This is a genomic window from Acinetobacter johnsonii, from assembly GCF_048551975.1.
Lineage (GTDB): Bacteria > Pseudomonadota > Gammaproteobacteria > Pseudomonadales > Moraxellaceae > Acinetobacter > Acinetobacter johnsonii_A.
The window spans coordinates 1-16,260 of sequence record NZ_JBIMCF010000004.1; the positions used below are offsets into that span (position 1 = coordinate 1).

The window sequence follows — 16,260 nt, forward strand, 5'->3', positions numbered from 1 at the left end:
AGAAATGCCACATCTCCGACAAACTAGGCCAGCATCATTGGTCTCTCAAATAATTTAACCCATACGAGTCTTTGTTGAATTTCTCTGTTCATAAACATCAATTATATTGAAATGATGTCTATGAATCACACAGCTAAAAATAACATAATACACCTTATACGTAATCCTTTAAATTGCATTTTAAATTCAATTGCTTATGTTTTGTTGAAGAGCTCAATCTTAAGTGGTTGGGCTTTTTTATGTATTATTCATTTTTCATGATCATTATTTGTTTAAAGTTGCACATTTCTTATAAGTCTGTTTAAACAGTGTCCTGAAGAAGTTTTGATGAAAATCGAAAAGACTGTCTTTTCAGAAATCATGACATGACACTTTACGGTGAAAGTACGTAAAAACATCTATTTCATTATAAAAAAGAAAATCTTTGATGTAATATAAATCCATTAAAACTTAGAGGTATTTGAAGTTTTTGACTTTAGATACGCCATAAAAAGGATAAAAGCATGCAACAAGAAGTCATCATAGTTGGTGGTGGTATGGTCGGACTCAGTCTGGCGTTGATGTTAGCCAAACAAAATATTGCGGTGAAGCTTTTAGAGGCGATCAAATATCCAAATTATGATGATGTAAACCTTGCGCCATACCATTCTAGTTTTGATGCACGAAACAGCGCCTTGTCACGTCGTACAGTTCAAATTTACCAAGAATTGGGTTTGTGGAACGCTTTACAAGAACATGCAACGCCTATTTTAGAAGTGAATATCACCGAACAAGGTAGCTTTGGTAAGGCGCGTCTCAAAGTAGAACAAGAAAAAGTCGAAAGCTTCGGGCAGGTCATAGAAAATGCATGGCTTGGTCGTGTATTACTGGCAGAAGTTCAAAAACAACCATTTATTGAGCTGATTGATGGCGTACAAGTCACCGAACTGACTCAAGATACCGATATGGCATACATAGAAGCGAGTCGTGGAGAAGAACAACTGTCATTGCAAGCAAAACTTGTCATTGCTGCAGATGGACGTGATTCATTCTGCCGTAAAGCCTTAGGAATAGGCGCTTCGGAGCATGACTATGATCAAGTCGCTATTGTGACCACGGTACAAACCTCAAAACCGCATAACCATGTGGGGTTTGAGCGTTTTAGTAGCTTAGGGCCATTGGCACTGTTGCCGCTTCCGGGTGAATACCGTCGTTCAGTGGTTTGGCCTGTGAAAAAAGGTACAGAAGGTGAATGGTTGGGCGATGAAAATGATCAACATTTCTTAGATGCTTTGCAAGAAACCTATGGCGACCGTGCAGGAAAGTTTCAAAAAACAGGTAAGCGTTTTAGTTTTCCATTGTCACAAGTGCTAGCCGAAAAGCAGGTCGTAGGACGGGTGGTGTTAATGGGCAATGCTGCGCATACCATTCACCCCGTCGCGGGGCAAGGTTTTAACCTGTGTATGCGAGATGCGCACGTCTTAGTACGTTATTTAACAGAGCAAATTGCGCAAAATGCCGACTTGGGCGATGCTGAAATGCTGCAAGCTTATGAGGCTTCACGTTTGACCGATCAACAACGCGTAATTAAGTTCTGTGATTCGGTGGTACGAGGCTTTAGCAATAGTAATCCAATCTTAAAGTTTATTCGGAATACTGGTCTGATCGCATTTGATACGATTCCAGGCATTAAACCGCTCGTTGCCAACTATGCCATGGGGCTAAAAGCATGAGTCATGTTCAAACTGATGTTTTAGATGTGGTGATTATTGGCGGTGGTTTAGTTGGTGGACTTACCGCCTTGCTTTTGGCACAAGGCGGTGTGCAAGCTACCGTATTGGATGCTGCACCTATTTTAGATGAACACAAGACCTTAAGTGTTGCTAATCCGCGTGTCTTGGCACTCAGTCAAGCGACGATACACCTACTTAAAACCGTTAATGTTTGGGATAAAATTGCCCGCCAGATGCCGTATACTGGCATGCAGGTGTGGAATAAAAATGGCTATGGTGAAATTAACTTTGGTCATGCGTCCAAACAGGAACCACATGGCGAACAAGCACTCGGTTCTATGGTTGAGCCAAGTTTGCTTAATTTAGCGATTCAACAGCAGATGCTTGTTGTACTCAAAGATTACCGTACCCAAGTTAAAGTTGCCCGTGTCGAAGAAGGTGTTGGGCTATGGTATATCCATTTGGCAGATGGCACGGTGTTGAAAACCAAACTGGTGATTGGTGCAGATGGCGCAAACTCTTTTGTACGGGAACAAGCGTTTATCGATATTGATGTGCTGGACTACAAACAGGCTGGTTTAAGCTGCGCCATTCGTACTGCACAGCCTCATCAACATGTTGCACGTCAGATTTTCTTAGAAACAGGGCCTTTGGCTTTTTTACCAATGGCGAGTTTAAAACCAGAGCAAGCAGGGCATTGGCAGTCCATCGTATGGACGCTCCCCGATGATTATGCAGAAGAATATGCTGCACTTTCAGATGCTGAATTTACCCAGCTATTAACGCGAGAAAGTCATCACATGTTAGGCGAAGTGTTGGAAGCGACACCGCGTGCCACTTTCCCACTCAAAGCACGTGCTGCACAGCAATATGTTAAAGCGGGCTTGGCTTTAATTGGTGATGCGGCTCATGTGATTCATCCGTTGGCGGGGCAGGGGGTGAATATTGGTTGTCTTGATGCGGCTGTACTGTGTGATGTATTACTACATGATCTAGCACGTGGCGTGTGGGCACATGAGCAAACACTGAAGCGTTATGAACACAGCCGTAAAGGACAAAATGATGTCATGATGCATAGCATGTCTGCCATCGGTTGGATGGAAACAACACAACTCTTTCCTGTGGTGTGGGCGCGAAACTTTGGTTTGAAACAGGTTGAAAAACTACCTGTATTAAAAGATGCTTTTATGGCACAGGCCAATGGTTTAGGGTTGCTCAAAGAGACGCGTTATGCTGTCTAAGAAAGGAAGTGTTAATTTTTAGCCAGTCGTAAAATAAGATTACGATTTTGATTAAAAAAGATACGTTTTTCCGTTGAATAAGACTATGCGAAAGGCTGAGAGCTTGTTAAATTTCAACATAATTGGAAACCAGTAATTCATGGGAACCTAAAATGTCATTTGTGGGGAGATTAAGATGACTGATTCAAATGATTATGATGATGTAGAAGACTCAGCAGTCGACGAAGACGAAGCTCAAGCAGCGGAAAAAGGCGCATCAGATTCTTCTGATAATGCTGCAAGCGATGGTGATGTTGCCGAAGCTGAAACACTGACGGTGACTGCAAAATTAAAACAACGCCAAGCACTTGAAGACGAAGTTGCGGCATTCCTTGCTCGCGGTGGCCGAATTACTGAAGTGCCAACAGATGAGTCTGCGAAAGACTAAGAGTTAAAAACACCACGCCTGACGTGGTGTTTTTTATTGTATTTTTAAAACTGATGCACAAATCACTTATACTTGAATGAGTCCTGTCGTTATTTTTTATGGTAGACAAAATGACTACTTTTTCAATAGATAGGCTATGCCTGTGATGATTGCACCAACGGTGGCTAAAAGCATGTCTTGGTGTGCGTCCCAAATATCACCTTGTTGCCCATTGTAGTTTTCAGCATCTTCAGGCGATAAGCTCATCGCAATAAACCATTCAATCCATTCGTAAATGAGGCTACTTGCCATCACAAATTGAATGACCAACAAGAATAGGGTGAGTTTAGAAAGTTGGGGTAACCACACTTGAAACAGACGATAGAAAAATGGGTAGAGCAGTAGACCGTACGCTAAATGTACAAAGCGATCATACATATTCCGTGTCCAACCTAAACTCTGGTTGAGGTCTAGATTTAAATACTGCAGCGACCATTCATTATAGGGAACATAAGAATATAGATAATGCGCACCGAGTATATGAATCAGCAAAAACCCAATATAAAGTATAAAGCTGATTAAGCTGAGCCCCATTTTATAAAGACAAATGATCAGCGTCACCAACATGAATACGGTTCCGACCTGATGCAAAATATAAGAGCTGAGTTCAAGGGGATGGATCGATGCGAAAGCAATGGCGACAGCAAGTACAATGAGTGCAATCCGATGCGGCTTTTTCAGTTGATAGTCCACGTGAGTTTATGTTGTTGTATTTTTCAAGATAGTCATCATTTTTATTGGTTTTTCAATTATGCATATAGGAGATTCTTGTTTGCATTATAGATAAAAAAGCGAAGCCGAAGCTCCGCTTTTTTTCAATTTCTAAAAATTAGATTTTAGAAATTAAGTCAGCAATTTGTTTTGCTTGTTCAGCTGCATTACCTGTATAGGTTGCAGGTGTCATTTCCGCTAAACGTGCACGGTCAGCAGCAGGAACAGCTTCAAGCTCGTTACCATTGACGAAGTCAACCATCATGTCACGAGTCATGGCTTGACCACGCGTTAATGCTTTTAGTTTTTCATATGGTTTTTCAACGTTGTAACGACGCATTACCGTTTGAATTGGTTCAGCTAGAACTTCTTGCGCATTGTTCAAGTCTTCATCAATACGTGCAGCATTCAGTTCAAGTTTACCAATACCTTTTGAACACGCTTCAAAAGCAATCAAGCTTTGTGCAAAACCAACACCCATATTACGTAGTACAGTTGAGTCTGTTAGGTCGCGCTGCCAGCGAGAAATAGGAAGTTTTTCGCCAAGGTGTGCCAGTACTGCATTGGCTAAGCCTAAGTTGCCTTCTGAGTTTTCGAAGTCAATAGGGTTTACTTTGTGTGGCATCGTTGAAGAACCCACTTCACCATCTTTAAGTTTTTGCTTGAAGAAACCAAGCGAGATATAACCCCAAACGTCACGGTTAAAGTCGATCAAAATCGTGTTGAAACGACGTAAAGCATCAAACAGTTCCGCCATGTAGTCATGTGGTTCGATTTGAGTAGTGTATGGGTTAAAGCTTAGACCTAAAGACTCAACGAATGCTTGTGAGTGTGCAGGCCAGTTAATGTCTGGGTAAGCAGAAAGGTGAGCGTTATAGTTACCTACAGCACCGTTAATTTTGCCTAAAAGCTCAACTTGTTTGAATTGTTTGATTTGGCGCGCAAGACGGTACGCTACGTTTGCCATTTCTTTACCCAAAGTGGTTGGGCTTGCCGTCTGACCATGTGTACGAGATAACATAGGTTGGTCAGCATGCTGTTCAGCCAATGCCACGATTGAGTCAATGATTTGCTGCATAGATGCGACCAATACATCACGACCACTTTTCAGCATTAATGCATGAGACAAGTTGTTGATGTCTTCAGAAGTACACGCAAAGTGAATGAATTCACCTGCATTTTTAAGCTCTTCGATGCCTTCAATTTTTTCTTTCAGGAAGTACTCAACGGCTTTGACGTCATGGTTCGTGGTACGTTCGATATCTTTAATACGGTTGGCATCGCTTTCAGAAAAGTCAGCAACAATTGCATCAAGTGCAGCATTGGTCTCAGCACTGAAATCAGGCACTTCAGTGATTTCTGGACGGTTTGCAAGCGCTTGTAACCAACGCACTTCAACAGTCACACGAGCATGGATTAAACCAAACTCAGAGAGGAAAGGACGAAGCGCATCACATTTGCTAGCGTAGCGTCCATCTAATGGAGAAAGTGCGGTTAAAGCGTTCATAGCGATTCCTTAAACTTTGGAATTAAACGTAAAACTAAAAAGCCCGTCGATCATGTGTTAAATCACCTGATACTGTAAACGAGCGAGATCTTGAATATCTTTGAGCAATTTGCGTTTACTAAACACCATGCCCCATGAACTTCCACCGAGCTGACGCCATAAATGTGCCATTTGTAAGCCAGTGAAGAGGGAAGCTCGAATGCGGTTGGTATGCGATGAGTCTTTAAATGCTTCTGCATTGCCCCGCACCATAATGCGTGGGTTAATTTGCCCGGCGGTATCGACGTAGGTTTGTGCGAGGTTGGCAATGATGCTTGGGTGTAAATAGTTATTATCGAAAAAAGAAAGCTGTCTTAATATTTTTTGTTGGGACTGTTCAATAATTTCAACGAGTTTGGGGTTGCTATACACTTTCTTTTCGAGTTGTAAGAGTGCCATTGCATAGGTCATGGGAAGTTTAGCAGTAGATAGTTTAGGAATTCGAGTTTTGGGTGAGGTATTAAAGGGTTGGATAATGCTACTTTCTAAGGTTTTTAGTCCTAAGGAGATGTCCGCCAGCTGATGAAAAAAGTCTAAAGTTTGTCCGCTTTGGTTGCCCTTCGGTCGGATATTTAAACTGGCTTTAATCAATTGCTCTAAATAGAAGTTACCGCTTTCCCCAATACTTTGCTGACCACTCAAGGCAGTCATATGCGTCAGTTGCGCGGACTGAAAAACAGCCGCTAACGCCAAAGCTCTATTTTGACGATCGTTCAAAGTTTGAGGCTGTTGAAACGGTAACTCAGCCATGTCTTAAAATCCTTTAAATAAAATCAGGTTTAGGAGCATTGGTATGATGAATCACGCCGCCGCCTAAACAAACTTCACCTGAGTAGAATACGACACTCTGACCCGGAGTCACGGCACGTTGGGGCTCATCGAACTCAACACGTACGCCACCTGGGGTAGTCGGATCATTAAAGATCACACAATCTTGGTCATCTTGGCGATAGCGCGTCCGTGAGGTACAACGGAAACCTGTTTCAGGAATCTGCATTTCACCTGCGACCCAGTCAATCGTTTCACTCCAAAGTATAATACTTTGCATGAGTGGATGTTCATGACCTTGACCAATCACCAAACGGTTGTTTTCAATATCTTTATGTAGAACGAACCATGCGCCTTCAGCTACACCTTTCAAACCGCCAATACCAATACCACCGCGTTGACCGAGCGTATAGTACATTAAGCCGTGATGTTCACCAACCTCTTTGCCATCATCTAAGACGATTTTTCCAGCTTGTGCAGGCAAGTATTGTTTTAAGAAGTCATTAAAACGACGTTCACCAATAAAACAGATGCCCGTTGAGTCTTTTTTCTTCGCCGTGATTAAGTCATATTGTTCCGCAATCTTACGTACTTCAGGCTTTTCAATTTCCCCTACAGGGAACAACGTCTTATTAATTTCACGGCCATGCACAGCATGTAAGAAATAGGTCTGGTCTTTGTTTTTATCTAAACCACGCAGTAAAGGTGCGTATTCCTCACCTTTAGAGTTGGTCATAGTTTCGCCGCGACGCGCATAGTGACCAGTCGCAATAAAGTCTGCGCCCAGTTGCATGGCATGATCTAAGAACGCACGGAATTTGATTTCTTTATTACATAAAATATCTGGGTTTGGAGTACGACCCGCAGCATATTCCGCTAAGAAATGCTCAAATACCCGATCCCAATATTCCATAGCAAAATTGGCGGTGTGTAGCTTAATTCCTAATTTGTCACAGACTGCTTGAGCATCGGCTAAGTCTTCCATAGCCGTGCAGTATTCCGTACCGTCATCTTCTTCCCAGTTCTTCATGAAAAGACCTTCAACTTGATAACCTTGTTGAAGAAGAAGAGCAGCAGAAACAGATGAATCTACACCACCCGACATACCGACGATGACACGTTGTTGCATAGGACTAGGCATCCAAACTTGAAATAAGGGGAGAATTTGGGTGCTCATAAACGAGCGATAAAGGATATTTTTGACCTACGAGTGCGTCTTGAACCGCTTTAATCACCAATGGACTACGTGCACGAGCCGTTTCGAGTAGCTCCTCCAAAGTCATCCATACTGCACCCAAGATACCTGTATCGAGTTCGGCGGTTGGACTGTGATGAAGTGACTGCGCTAAAAAGCAGAAACGGTAATAGGTACGATCTGGAAACATGGGTGGTGTATAGGTATAAATGCCTAATAACGCATCTATAGACACTTCATGTCCAGTTTCTTCCATAGTTTCACGAATGGCAGCTTCGATGAGTGTTTCACCTGATTCAACATGGCCCGCAGGCTGGTTAAATACAGTGTGTGTCACACCCGCAGTATGCTCTTCTACAAATAGAAATTTTCCGTCTTTTTCAACAACAGTTGCGACGGTGACGTGAGCTGTCCAAGCGGTCATGTAAAAGCACCATGGGGTAAAAGGAGTATTCTACAAAATTTAGGCGGTGGTGGCTATGTTATGAATATAAAATTAGTAGCTTAGTTCCGCTTTAGGTATTGTCTTCATCCGCTATGCTAGGTAGGTATTGTGGTGGGCGTGGATTGCCAAGTTACCAGAACTGATTATTCATAATGATTTAAAAGTAGACCGTTTGGTCAAAGTGATTCCATACTGAGAGCCAACACCTGAACTGATTCAACTGGCTTATACCTCTCGACGTGGCTTATTACCATCTTTAAAAGCCCTAATTGATTTTTTAGTGACAGCATTTGAGAAGGATTAATCCGCAGATTCAACATTTTTGAAGGTAATGCTTGTTATTTGAGCCGATATTAAAAGGGAAGAAAAATACCCCCAATGATTATGACTCTAAATAATGCCCTGAAACTTTGACATAGTTTTGTGCTGAATACGGCAAAAATGCCAACTCTTTTTCTGTTAGGGGACGAACTTTTTTGGCAGGACTACCGACATATAAGTAGCCACTCTCAAGCACTTTCCCTGGTGGAACCAGTGTTCCTGCGCCAATCATGACGTCGTCAGGAATGATGACATCGTCCAAAACAATGCTATTGATACCAATTAAAACCCGATTGCCGATGGTACAGCCGTGTAAGGTGACATGGTGACCAATGGTGACATCATCACCAATGATTAAAGGCGAGCCATTTGGCTTATCTGATTTTTTATGACTAACATGCAGCATTGCATGGTCTTGTACATTCGAGTTTTTACCAATCCGAATATGGTTTACATCACCACGAATCACAGCAAAAGGCCACACAGAAACATTTTCAGCCAAGATAACATCACCAATCACTACCGACATTTCATCGATATAGCAGTTGTTACCAAGCTGAGGAGTGTTGTTCAAATAAGGGCGAATATTTTTAGCCATGTTTGTGTTCTGCTTTTATATAGGTGTCCATTATAAAATAAAAAAGCACCCAGACTGAGGTGTGGATGCTTTAACTTAAGTCTAAGTGTTACTGCTTAGAATAAGTTTGAGAAGAATTGTTTGATGTGGTCCAACATACGTGCAAAAAAACCTGCTTCTTCAACATCTTTTAGCGCTACAAGTGGTTTTTCAGCAATTACTTTACCATCAAGGCTTGCTACATATTTACCAACCACTTGACCTTTTTTCAAAGGTGCAGTCAGTTTCGGTTGAACCACCAGTTGTGTTTTGATTGCGTTGGCTTGGCCTTTAGGCATAGTCACGTTGAAGGTTTCAGCTAACCCAATTTGTACGTCACTTTCTTTACCAAACCATACTTTTGATTTTGCTAAAACTTGGTTGGCAGCTTGAACATTTTTAGTTTCAAAGTTTGCATAACCCCACGCTAAAATTTCACGTGTTTGCGTTGCGCGTTCTTGCATGCTTGGCGCACCAAAAATCACAGAAATCAAACGCATTGGGCCACGTTTAGCCGAAGTTGTTAAGCAATAACCCGCTTCGTCAGTATGACCAGTTTTTAAACCATCGACACTTGGGTCAGTATAAAGCAGGGCATTACGGTTGCCTTGTTTGATACCGTTAAAAGTAAATTCTTTTTCAGAATAAATCGGATAATATTTTGAACTGTCGTGAATGATGTGCTGTGCAAGCGTTGCCATGTCTTTAGCTGTCGAGTAGTGACCTTCAGCAGGCATACCTGTTGAGTTCATGAAGCTGGTATTGGTCATGCCGATACGTTTTGCTTCAGTGTTCATCATATGAACAAAAGTACCTTCGTTCCCAGCAATGTGCTCAGCCATGGCCTTAGATGCATCATTACCTGATTGAATGATAATGCCGCGTAACATCTCTAATGCAGTCGCAGTACCATTTAATGGCACATACATACATGATTCTGAACTACTACCACGACACCAAGCAGACTCGTTCATCCGAACTTTTTCATTTTCGGTGAGTTCGCCCGCCAACAACTTTTGCTCAATAATGAAACTCGTCATCATTTTTGTCATTGAGGCAGGTGCTAATTTTTCATTTTCATTTTTAGATGCCAGGATTTGCCCAGTCTCATAATCCATCAGCACATATGATTTATTATTTAGTTCTGGCGGTGAGGATAAGACAGTTGCTGCAAATGAAATGCTTGGTACGAGTAATGCCGCAGCAAGGGCGCTTTTTTGAATCATTCTAAGAGCTTCCGATTTCTTTAGTATAAGCACGAGAGCTTTGCATTTTAGGACAAAGTTCTGCCGACTTCTACGGGAGAAATCGGCTTATTTCAAAGATATTGTAACCAATTGGTATTATTTGCTGTAAGTGCTCAATTCTTTACAAATTTCTTGGTTTTTAGCTTTACCTGCTTTTTTTGCATCGGCTTGAGCTTCGGCTAAAATAGGTTTAAATTTTTTCTCTTTGCTGAGGCTTTTAAGGTATTCAGTCGGGTTTTTCTGTTGCGGTAGATACTCTTTGGCCAAAGTATTATAGCCATTTTCAAACTGAGTCTGGTCTGAAACGAGACTTGGACAAACTTCTGATAGGACATAAATTGCAGCCAACTCTTGCTGCGTCACTTGTTGCAGTGGAGTTACTTCAATATTTTCGTCTTTATTGGCTGCATGAGCCGAACCGATGGCAATCAAAGAAGAACCACAAACTGCCAAAATCACTTTTTTCATTACATTTAAATTCATTCTAAACCCTAAGTGCATACATGTTTTTGCCATAATAGGATGAGCTTAAACAAATTTTAAGTAAATGTAAGCGCAAAAATGTATAGAAGCTGTTGAAATCACTTCATCGTTTTTACATTTTTCAGTCCAATAAAAAAGGATGAATAATTCCATTATTCATCCTTTTTTATCAATACAGATGTAGAACTTGAATTAACCTTAAAAGTTTACAACGTCATCACATACTGACTTTTGTTCTGCTTTGTCTGTGCCCTTTGCATCTGTACGAGCTTCTTGCAGAATCGACTGGTATTCGCTGTCTGACTGCAATTTTGCATAGGTCATCGACTTATCTGAGTAGTCTTGTAAATAGGTTTGAATTAAAGTTTGAATGTTGCTTTCAATTTTAGAGCCTTGACCCACCAAAGCAGGGCAAAATTCTGTCATGACTTGCGCTGCTGCAATATCTTCTTTTACGATGGTATTGGCTTCTTCTGTGCTTAATCCCTCTAGTGCAAAAGCAGATTGAGAGATCATGATAGCCATGCCTAATCCGAAGAAATTACGTAATGTTAAGCTTTTAATCATTTTTTTAAAATCACATATTTATGGTGGATGCCGAGACTCAATATATATTTTTTTAGTTAGAATTCAATGAAAAGTTCTGACCAGTCATTTTTTAATAAAGTTTTTTGTTTCGAACTTTTTAATCGCCAATGATCATCCTAACGACTTCTAATCTTCAGTTTTGGCGGTCTTTAGTAGGTGCAAGGGGGATAAGATTTAGGTATAAAATGCTTATACGTGTAAGCAAGCTGTGAACCCCATAATCGTTAATCACCGTCAGATATTTTGTACTGCCGTTTAATATTTTGCGTTTTCACTCCCCAAATGGATGAGGCCCTTCTACTTTGGTGATGCTTAAAACTTTTCATGCTATCAAACACTTCTAGCACCTCCCAGATAAAAGGGTCGAGGCATTGCTTGACTTCAAAAGAAATGCAGCCTTCTTCTTGATGAGTTAATTCAATATGTGCTGGAAGGAGTTCTATCACCATACAGACTTCTTCTTTAGACACACAGATTAATAGGCCATTGAGTTTAACCATAGGACTCCTTATTGATCTCCGACATTGTTAGCGTTGTTTTTTTAGCAGAATTCATCTCATGTCTGACGCGACTAATCTGGTCATATATGACTTTGCGCATTCGGTTTATCGCACCCAGTGGTTTATGTTCAGCTAATGCATGCCATGGTGTAAAGGATAGATTTTCACAAAACTTATTTTGCTCAGGGGTATCAAAAACTTGCTGAGGAATACGAATTGTAGCCACCTTATAGAAAGGAGCTTGGTCTTCTTTCCATTCCGTCATCGAGTCTTCAACAGACATTGAGCTGGATGTCCGAGGTTGTACTAGAAATTCCATGCAGGCATCACGATCTTGTAACGTCGTTCGAAGTGCCGCTCTTAAAAAGTCCTTTTGAGGAGTAGCTGGAATCGGGCTAACAACGGCTGAACATGCACGAGCAGAGTACTTTACCGCTTGACGATGATCGCCGACTCCTAACTGATAGGGCACCATAGACCAGTATATGGTTTGCAGTGGATTTGAAATTTTATTTCTAGTGTTCAAGGCAATCCAAGTTCCTTTGGCTCCTAATGCAAAAGGGACATGCAGTTTTTTTAGAAATCGATCGCTATTGATATCTTGTATAAATGATAGATAACGAGCGGGGTCATTTACAAAGAATACAGGATGATTGATCATAATGAAGTCTTGCGTAGCCGCAGTTTCATCTAAAAGGTTTTTCTCTGGCACGGCTAAAAGTTTGATCGCCATGCCGCGTGCATCTTTTTTTATATCCGCCTGTTTTGCATTACTCGATCCATTCGAAAAACGAATCCACGCTGGATAAGTTTTTCCTGGAATAAAAACACCATAAGCCATGTTTTGAGGCAATGTTTCGTTTATCTTAAATTCTGCACGTACGCAACCATGTGCTTTAGGGTGCGCATCACGTAGCGCGATATCTGTGGAATATTGTTTTCGGATTGTCATTTCAATGATGTTCGCGATTTCTTTAGCAGTGGCGGCCTCATTTGGATAAAGACTTTCACTTAGATCATGATCTACATCTGGGTATATAAAATCTTTAGGAGAAGTCAACATTATAGGTGGTGTATGCGCTTCTACGTTAGCGGTGATACGCGTGAGCAATATGGTATGAAAAAGTAGACCCAAAGGCATAGGCTTTGCGGAGTTAGGCATTGATTGTCTCCTTGCTCTAAAGCTGGATTTTTTAATTTTTAACCTGATGATATGAACTTGTTTAGCCTTATTTAAGATACAGAATTATGATTATATCTGTGGCATTTTTTTATTCATGACTACTGTCTAGAAAAAACTTAATGAGGAGCTACGCTGAGTGGCGCTGAAAATTTGACATTGGTTTAAAATTTGTTCGATGATGTTTATCTCCCCAAAACCAATAATGATTATAAAAGAGAACGAGCATGAGCAAAAAAAATTAAAGTCATGAATGTTTAGTCTGTGGGCAGAAATTCCTCATTAAAAACCTCATTCCTATGGGGGCAATACGAAAATCTATTACCGAAGAAATTTCACATGATTTTCCACAATGGTCACCGCAAAGTTATATATGCCAAGCAGACTTAACCAAATATCGAATTCAGTATGTTCATTCACTGTTAAAGTCGGAAAAGGGCGAAGTGACTGATCTTGAATATGAGGTGATTAAAAGTTTGCAACAACATGAAGTGATCACCAAAAATGTTGAAAAGCAGTTGGAGCAAAATTGGACTTTAGGGGAAAAGCTGGCAGATAAAATTGCGACCTTTGGCGGTAGTTGGGCTTTTCTTATCTGCTTTGCGACTTTCCTCGCCATTTGGATTATTGTCAATACAGTGGTCATGGTTACGCACCTTGCCGATCCATATCCCTTTATTTTATTAAATTTAATTTTATCCTGTATTGCAGCGATTCAAGCTCCTGTGATTATGATGAGCCAAAATAGGCAAGAGGCCAAAGACCGGTTACGCTCACAAAACGACTATAAAATTAATTTAAAGGCAGAGTTAGAAATTCAACATTTAAATGAAAAACTAGATCATCTGTTGATGCATCAGTGGAATAGGTTAGCCTAAATACAAGAAATACAACTGGATTTCTTATCCGAAATGAGTAAAAAACGCGAATAATTTAGCTCGATATCCAAACACTTAAAAGAATGTTCTGTAATAGTGAGTGATAGCTAAACTCGCTCTCTTAGATTTTTTAACTCTTTGCTTTATAGTTATTTTTTATGTAAGAGAAAAGTGGTTTTACAGAATCAAGAGATCTATATTTTATCTTTTTGAAGGCGTTCTCTTCAGTAAACACTTTAAACGTATGCTTAGCTTCTTCTATTTTTAGGCTCTCTCTTTTTTGTACCCTGCTCATGCAAGAGTGAAGTACTCACCTAGATCAATGATTTCATCTTTTCAGATTGCCTGATCTCAATGTATAGTCTTTCTGCATCGAGGACTCTATAGCTTTTCTTTTCACTTTAAAGATTTAGTTTTTTTCAAGCTACCCCCACATCTACCTGTTTGAATTGAAGATTAAAAAGATGAAGACGAATGCAAAATAGATGTATAAGGCTTTTACCGACTCATATAGATTGAAGAAGATCCATCAGTGAATATTTTAATAGCCAATGACGATGGCGTTTTTGCACCAGGTATTCAAGCACTTGCACATGCTTTACGTCCATTAGGTCGGGTGGTGATTGTAGCACCTGAAAGTGAACGAAGTGGTTTTTCTAGTGCTTTGACTTTAGATCGCCCCTTACGCCCAATCGAAATTGCACCCGACATGTGGGCAGTCAATGGAACACCGGCGGACTGTGTTTATTTGTCCATGAATGGCTTATTTGACTTTGAGTTTGATCTGGTTGTTAGTGGCATCAATAGCGGGGCAAACTTGGGTGATGATGTACTCTACTCAGGTACAGTTGGAGCAGCATTTGAAGGGCGTCTAATGAAACAGCCAGCCATTGCGGTATCACTTGCAGGCCCTGAAGTGCGTTCGTACAACCGACCAGAAGATTATCATCATGCTGCACAGTGGGTGCATGACTTTGTGAAACAAGGTTTGCCAGCACTGCCACCACGCCATATTTTAAATATTAATATTCCAGATGTCGCTGAGTTACAGGGCGCTAAAATTACTTATCAAGGACGTCGTCGTCAGTCTAAGCCGATTACCAGTCATGTTGACCCACGTGGTCGTCAAGTGTACTGGATTGGGCTTGCAGGTGAAGCTGTGGCGGAACCGAAAAGAGGCTATGATGAGGTGGAGTCAGACTTTTTCGCTGTGGCAAATGGTTTTGTCAGTATTACGCCTATTCAGATGGATGCAACCAACTATGAAGTTTTGCATGCATTACAAGGGCAAATAAGTGCTTAAAAGTCACTACAGTTGAGCAATACAAGGAATGTATTCAGCTGTTTGTTATAACTTTGTGAAAATACGCGCAGAGATACTATTTTCACATACTTTTTTGCTAATCTTAGCGCAAATTAAACTGATTATTTTTTGTATTTTTAGAGAGTAAGATAAATGTCTGTGTTGTCTCAAATTCGTTTTATTGTAATTCCCACAGCACTGTTGAAAACTGTCGTATTATCTACAGCTGTAGTTTCAACTGTTATTTTGAGTGGTTGTGCTTCTAAACCACAGGTTAACAATGCAACACGTTTTGCGAAAGCACCAGACTATTATACAGTTCGTTCAGGCGACACGCTGAGCGGTATTGCAACTCGTTATGGGCTGAGTTATACCTCTGTTGCAGACATGAATGATATTGCTGCGCCGTATCGTATTTATGTGGGGCAGTCATTACGTTTAAAAGGTTCGGGTAGCCCACGAACAACTACGACACAACCTATTACACAAACCGCTCCAATTCAACGTCAAAATGTTGGTCTCCCGAGTCAAAATACAACCACCACAACCACAAAAACTCCTGCTAAAGTACCGACCGCACCTGTTGCGAGCTCGAAAAGCTCAACTTTACGCTGGGTAAAACCAAGTAATGGCGCTGTTTTACAAGGTTATAATTTAGCAAATAATGTGAAAGGTATTCGCTATGCTGGTAACCAAGGTGATCCAATTTATGCAGCAGCAGATGGCCAAGTGGTGTATGCAGCAGACGGATTGAAAGAATATGGAAACTTAATTTTGATTAAGCATATTGATGGTTATATCACAGCATATGCACACAACAGTGCAGTGAATGTGAAGAGTGGTCAAAATGTGACGGCAGGGCAGAAAATTGCAGAAATGGGTTCCACAGGTGCAACACGCACCATGTTAGAATTCCAAGTACGCTTAGATGGCAAGCCAATCAATCCGACTATAGTTTTACCATTAAATTAAAAAATCTGGATGCAACGCAAAAAATTCACCGTATAATACAATGAGTTGTTTTTATCAAATAGATGAAAACTTCTCATGAATCCAGAGA

At 40.8% G+C, this 16,260-nt stretch carries 17 protein-coding genes and 1 pseudogene; 7 read left to right on the forward strand and 11 right to left on the reverse strand.

The annotated features are described in order from the left end of the window. The first annotated feature begins 503 nt into the window (after positions 1–503). The 3 genes from ubiH to ACG9ZB_RS04930 all read left to right on the forward strand — a co-directional run bounded on the left by ubiH (position 504) and on the right by ACG9ZB_RS04930 (position 3,380). Positions 504–1,712, forward strand: coding sequence for a 2-octaprenyl-6-methoxyphenyl hydroxylase (gene ubiH, locus ACG9ZB_RS04920; protein ID WP_419324534.1), 1,209 nt, complete (start codon positions 504–506; stop codon positions 1,710–1,712). Continuing rightward, a complete protein-coding gene (locus ACG9ZB_RS04925) occupies positions 1,709–2,953 on the forward strand; it encodes an FAD-dependent monooxygenase (RefSeq protein ID WP_419324536.1) in 1,245 nt (414 codons plus the stop codon). Before ubiH ends, ACG9ZB_RS04925 begins: the two co-directional genes overlap by 4 nt. Before the next feature lie 175 nt (positions 2,954–3,128). Next, on the forward strand, positions 3,129–3,380 hold the full coding sequence (locus ACG9ZB_RS04930; RefSeq protein ID WP_004694228.1) for a hypothetical protein: 252 nt from the start codon (positions 3,129–3,131) through the stop codon (positions 3,378–3,380). Between the two features lie 114 nt (positions 3,381–3,494). Here ACG9ZB_RS04930 and ACG9ZB_RS04935 read toward each other — a convergent pair whose 3' ends face one another. From ACG9ZB_RS04935 to ACG9ZB_RS04955, 5 genes are all read right to left on the reverse strand, one after another. Next, the gene (locus ACG9ZB_RS04935) at positions 3,495–4,112 is read right to left on the reverse strand and encodes a DUF2238 domain-containing protein (protein WP_419324538.1); all 618 of its coding nucleotides are present in this window, start codon (positions 4,110–4,112) and stop codon (positions 3,495–3,497) included. 136 nt (positions 4,113–4,248) lie between these two features. Next, entirely contained in the window at positions 4,249–5,637 is a 1,389-nt protein-coding gene (gene purB, locus ACG9ZB_RS04940; protein ID WP_419324540.1) for an adenylosuccinate lyase, read from the reverse strand. Between the two features lie 57 nt (positions 5,638–5,694). Continuing rightward, a complete protein-coding gene (gene hflD / locus ACG9ZB_RS04945) occupies positions 5,695–6,426 on the reverse strand; it encodes a high frequency lysogenization protein HflD (protein ID WP_419324542.1) in 732 nt (243 codons plus the stop codon). Between the two features lie 13 nt (positions 6,427–6,439). Next, complete coding sequence (mnmA, locus tag ACG9ZB_RS04950; RefSeq protein WP_419324544.1) at positions 6,440–7,573, reverse strand: tRNA 2-thiouridine(34) synthase MnmA; 1,134 nt, start codon at positions 7,571–7,573, stop codon at positions 6,440–6,442. 4 nt (positions 7,574–7,577) lie between these two features. Then, complete coding sequence (locus tag ACG9ZB_RS04955; protein WP_419324546.1) at positions 7,578–8,063, reverse strand: NUDIX hydrolase; 486 nt, start codon at positions 8,061–8,063, stop codon at positions 7,578–7,580. 142 nt (positions 8,064–8,205) lie between these two features. On the opposite strand from ACG9ZB_RS04955, the pseudogene ACG9ZB_RS04960 reads away from it, so the two are divergent. After that, positions 8,206–8,388 (forward strand): annotated as a pseudogene (locus ACG9ZB_RS04960) (LysR family transcriptional regulator); the annotation flags it as partial. 78 nt (positions 8,389–8,466) lie between these two features. Here the strand turns inward: ACG9ZB_RS04960 and ACG9ZB_RS04965 are convergent. The 6 genes from ACG9ZB_RS04965 to ACG9ZB_RS04990 form a co-directional block, all read right to left on the reverse strand. Next, the gene (locus ACG9ZB_RS04965) at positions 8,467–9,003 is read right to left on the reverse strand and encodes a gamma carbonic anhydrase family protein (protein ID WP_205666899.1); all 537 of its coding nucleotides are present in this window, start codon (positions 9,001–9,003) and stop codon (positions 8,467–8,469) included. 95 nt (positions 9,004–9,098) lie between these two features. Then, positions 9,099–10,247, reverse strand: a complete 1,149-nt coding sequence (gene dacC, locus ACG9ZB_RS04970; protein ID WP_205666898.1) for a D-alanyl-D-alanine carboxypeptidase PBP5/6 — start codon at positions 10,245–10,247, stop codon at positions 9,099–9,101. Positions 10,248–10,364: 117 nt separating this feature from the next. Continuing rightward, entirely contained in the window at positions 10,365–10,751 is a 387-nt protein-coding gene (locus tag ACG9ZB_RS04975) for an MCR_0457 family protein (protein ID WP_205666897.1), read from the reverse strand. A 198-nt stretch (positions 10,752–10,949) separates the two neighbouring features. Then, on the reverse strand, positions 10,950–11,318 hold the full coding sequence (locus tag ACG9ZB_RS04980) for an MCR_0457 family protein (protein WP_419324548.1): 369 nt from the start codon (positions 11,316–11,318) through the stop codon (positions 10,950–10,952). A 245-nt stretch (positions 11,319–11,563) separates the two neighbouring features. After that, the gene (locus ACG9ZB_RS04985; protein WP_419324550.1) at positions 11,564–11,839 is read right to left on the reverse strand and encodes a putative quinol monooxygenase; all 276 of its coding nucleotides are present in this window, start codon (positions 11,837–11,839) and stop codon (positions 11,564–11,566) included. After that, on the reverse strand, positions 11,832–13,001 hold the full coding sequence (locus ACG9ZB_RS04990; RefSeq protein WP_419324552.1) for a catalase family protein: 1,170 nt from the start codon (positions 12,999–13,001) through the stop codon (positions 11,832–11,834). The genes ACG9ZB_RS04985 and ACG9ZB_RS04990 overlap by 8 nt, the downstream gene beginning before the upstream one ends. 299 nt (positions 13,002–13,300) lie before the next feature. Here ACG9ZB_RS04990 and ACG9ZB_RS04995 point away from each other — a divergent pair, with 299 nt between their 5' ends. The 3 genes from ACG9ZB_RS04995 (at position 13,301) to ACG9ZB_RS05005 (ending at position 16,172) form a co-directional block, all read left to right on the forward strand. Beyond that, positions 13,301–13,897: a DUF1003 domain-containing protein gene (locus ACG9ZB_RS04995; protein WP_419324790.1), complete on the forward strand. Its 597-nt coding sequence runs from the start codon at positions 13,301–13,303 to the stop codon at positions 13,895–13,897. A 532-nt stretch (positions 13,898–14,429) separates the two neighbouring features. Further along, positions 14,430–15,200, forward strand: a complete 771-nt coding sequence (surE, locus tag ACG9ZB_RS05000; protein WP_058869283.1) for a 5'/3'-nucleotidase SurE — start codon at positions 14,430–14,432, stop codon at positions 15,198–15,200. Between the two features lie 153 nt (positions 15,201–15,353). Beyond that, entirely contained in the window at positions 15,354–16,172 is an 819-nt protein-coding gene (locus ACG9ZB_RS05005; protein ID WP_419324554.1) for a peptidoglycan DD-metalloendopeptidase family protein, read from the forward strand. Positions 16,173–16,260: the final 88 nt, after the last annotated feature.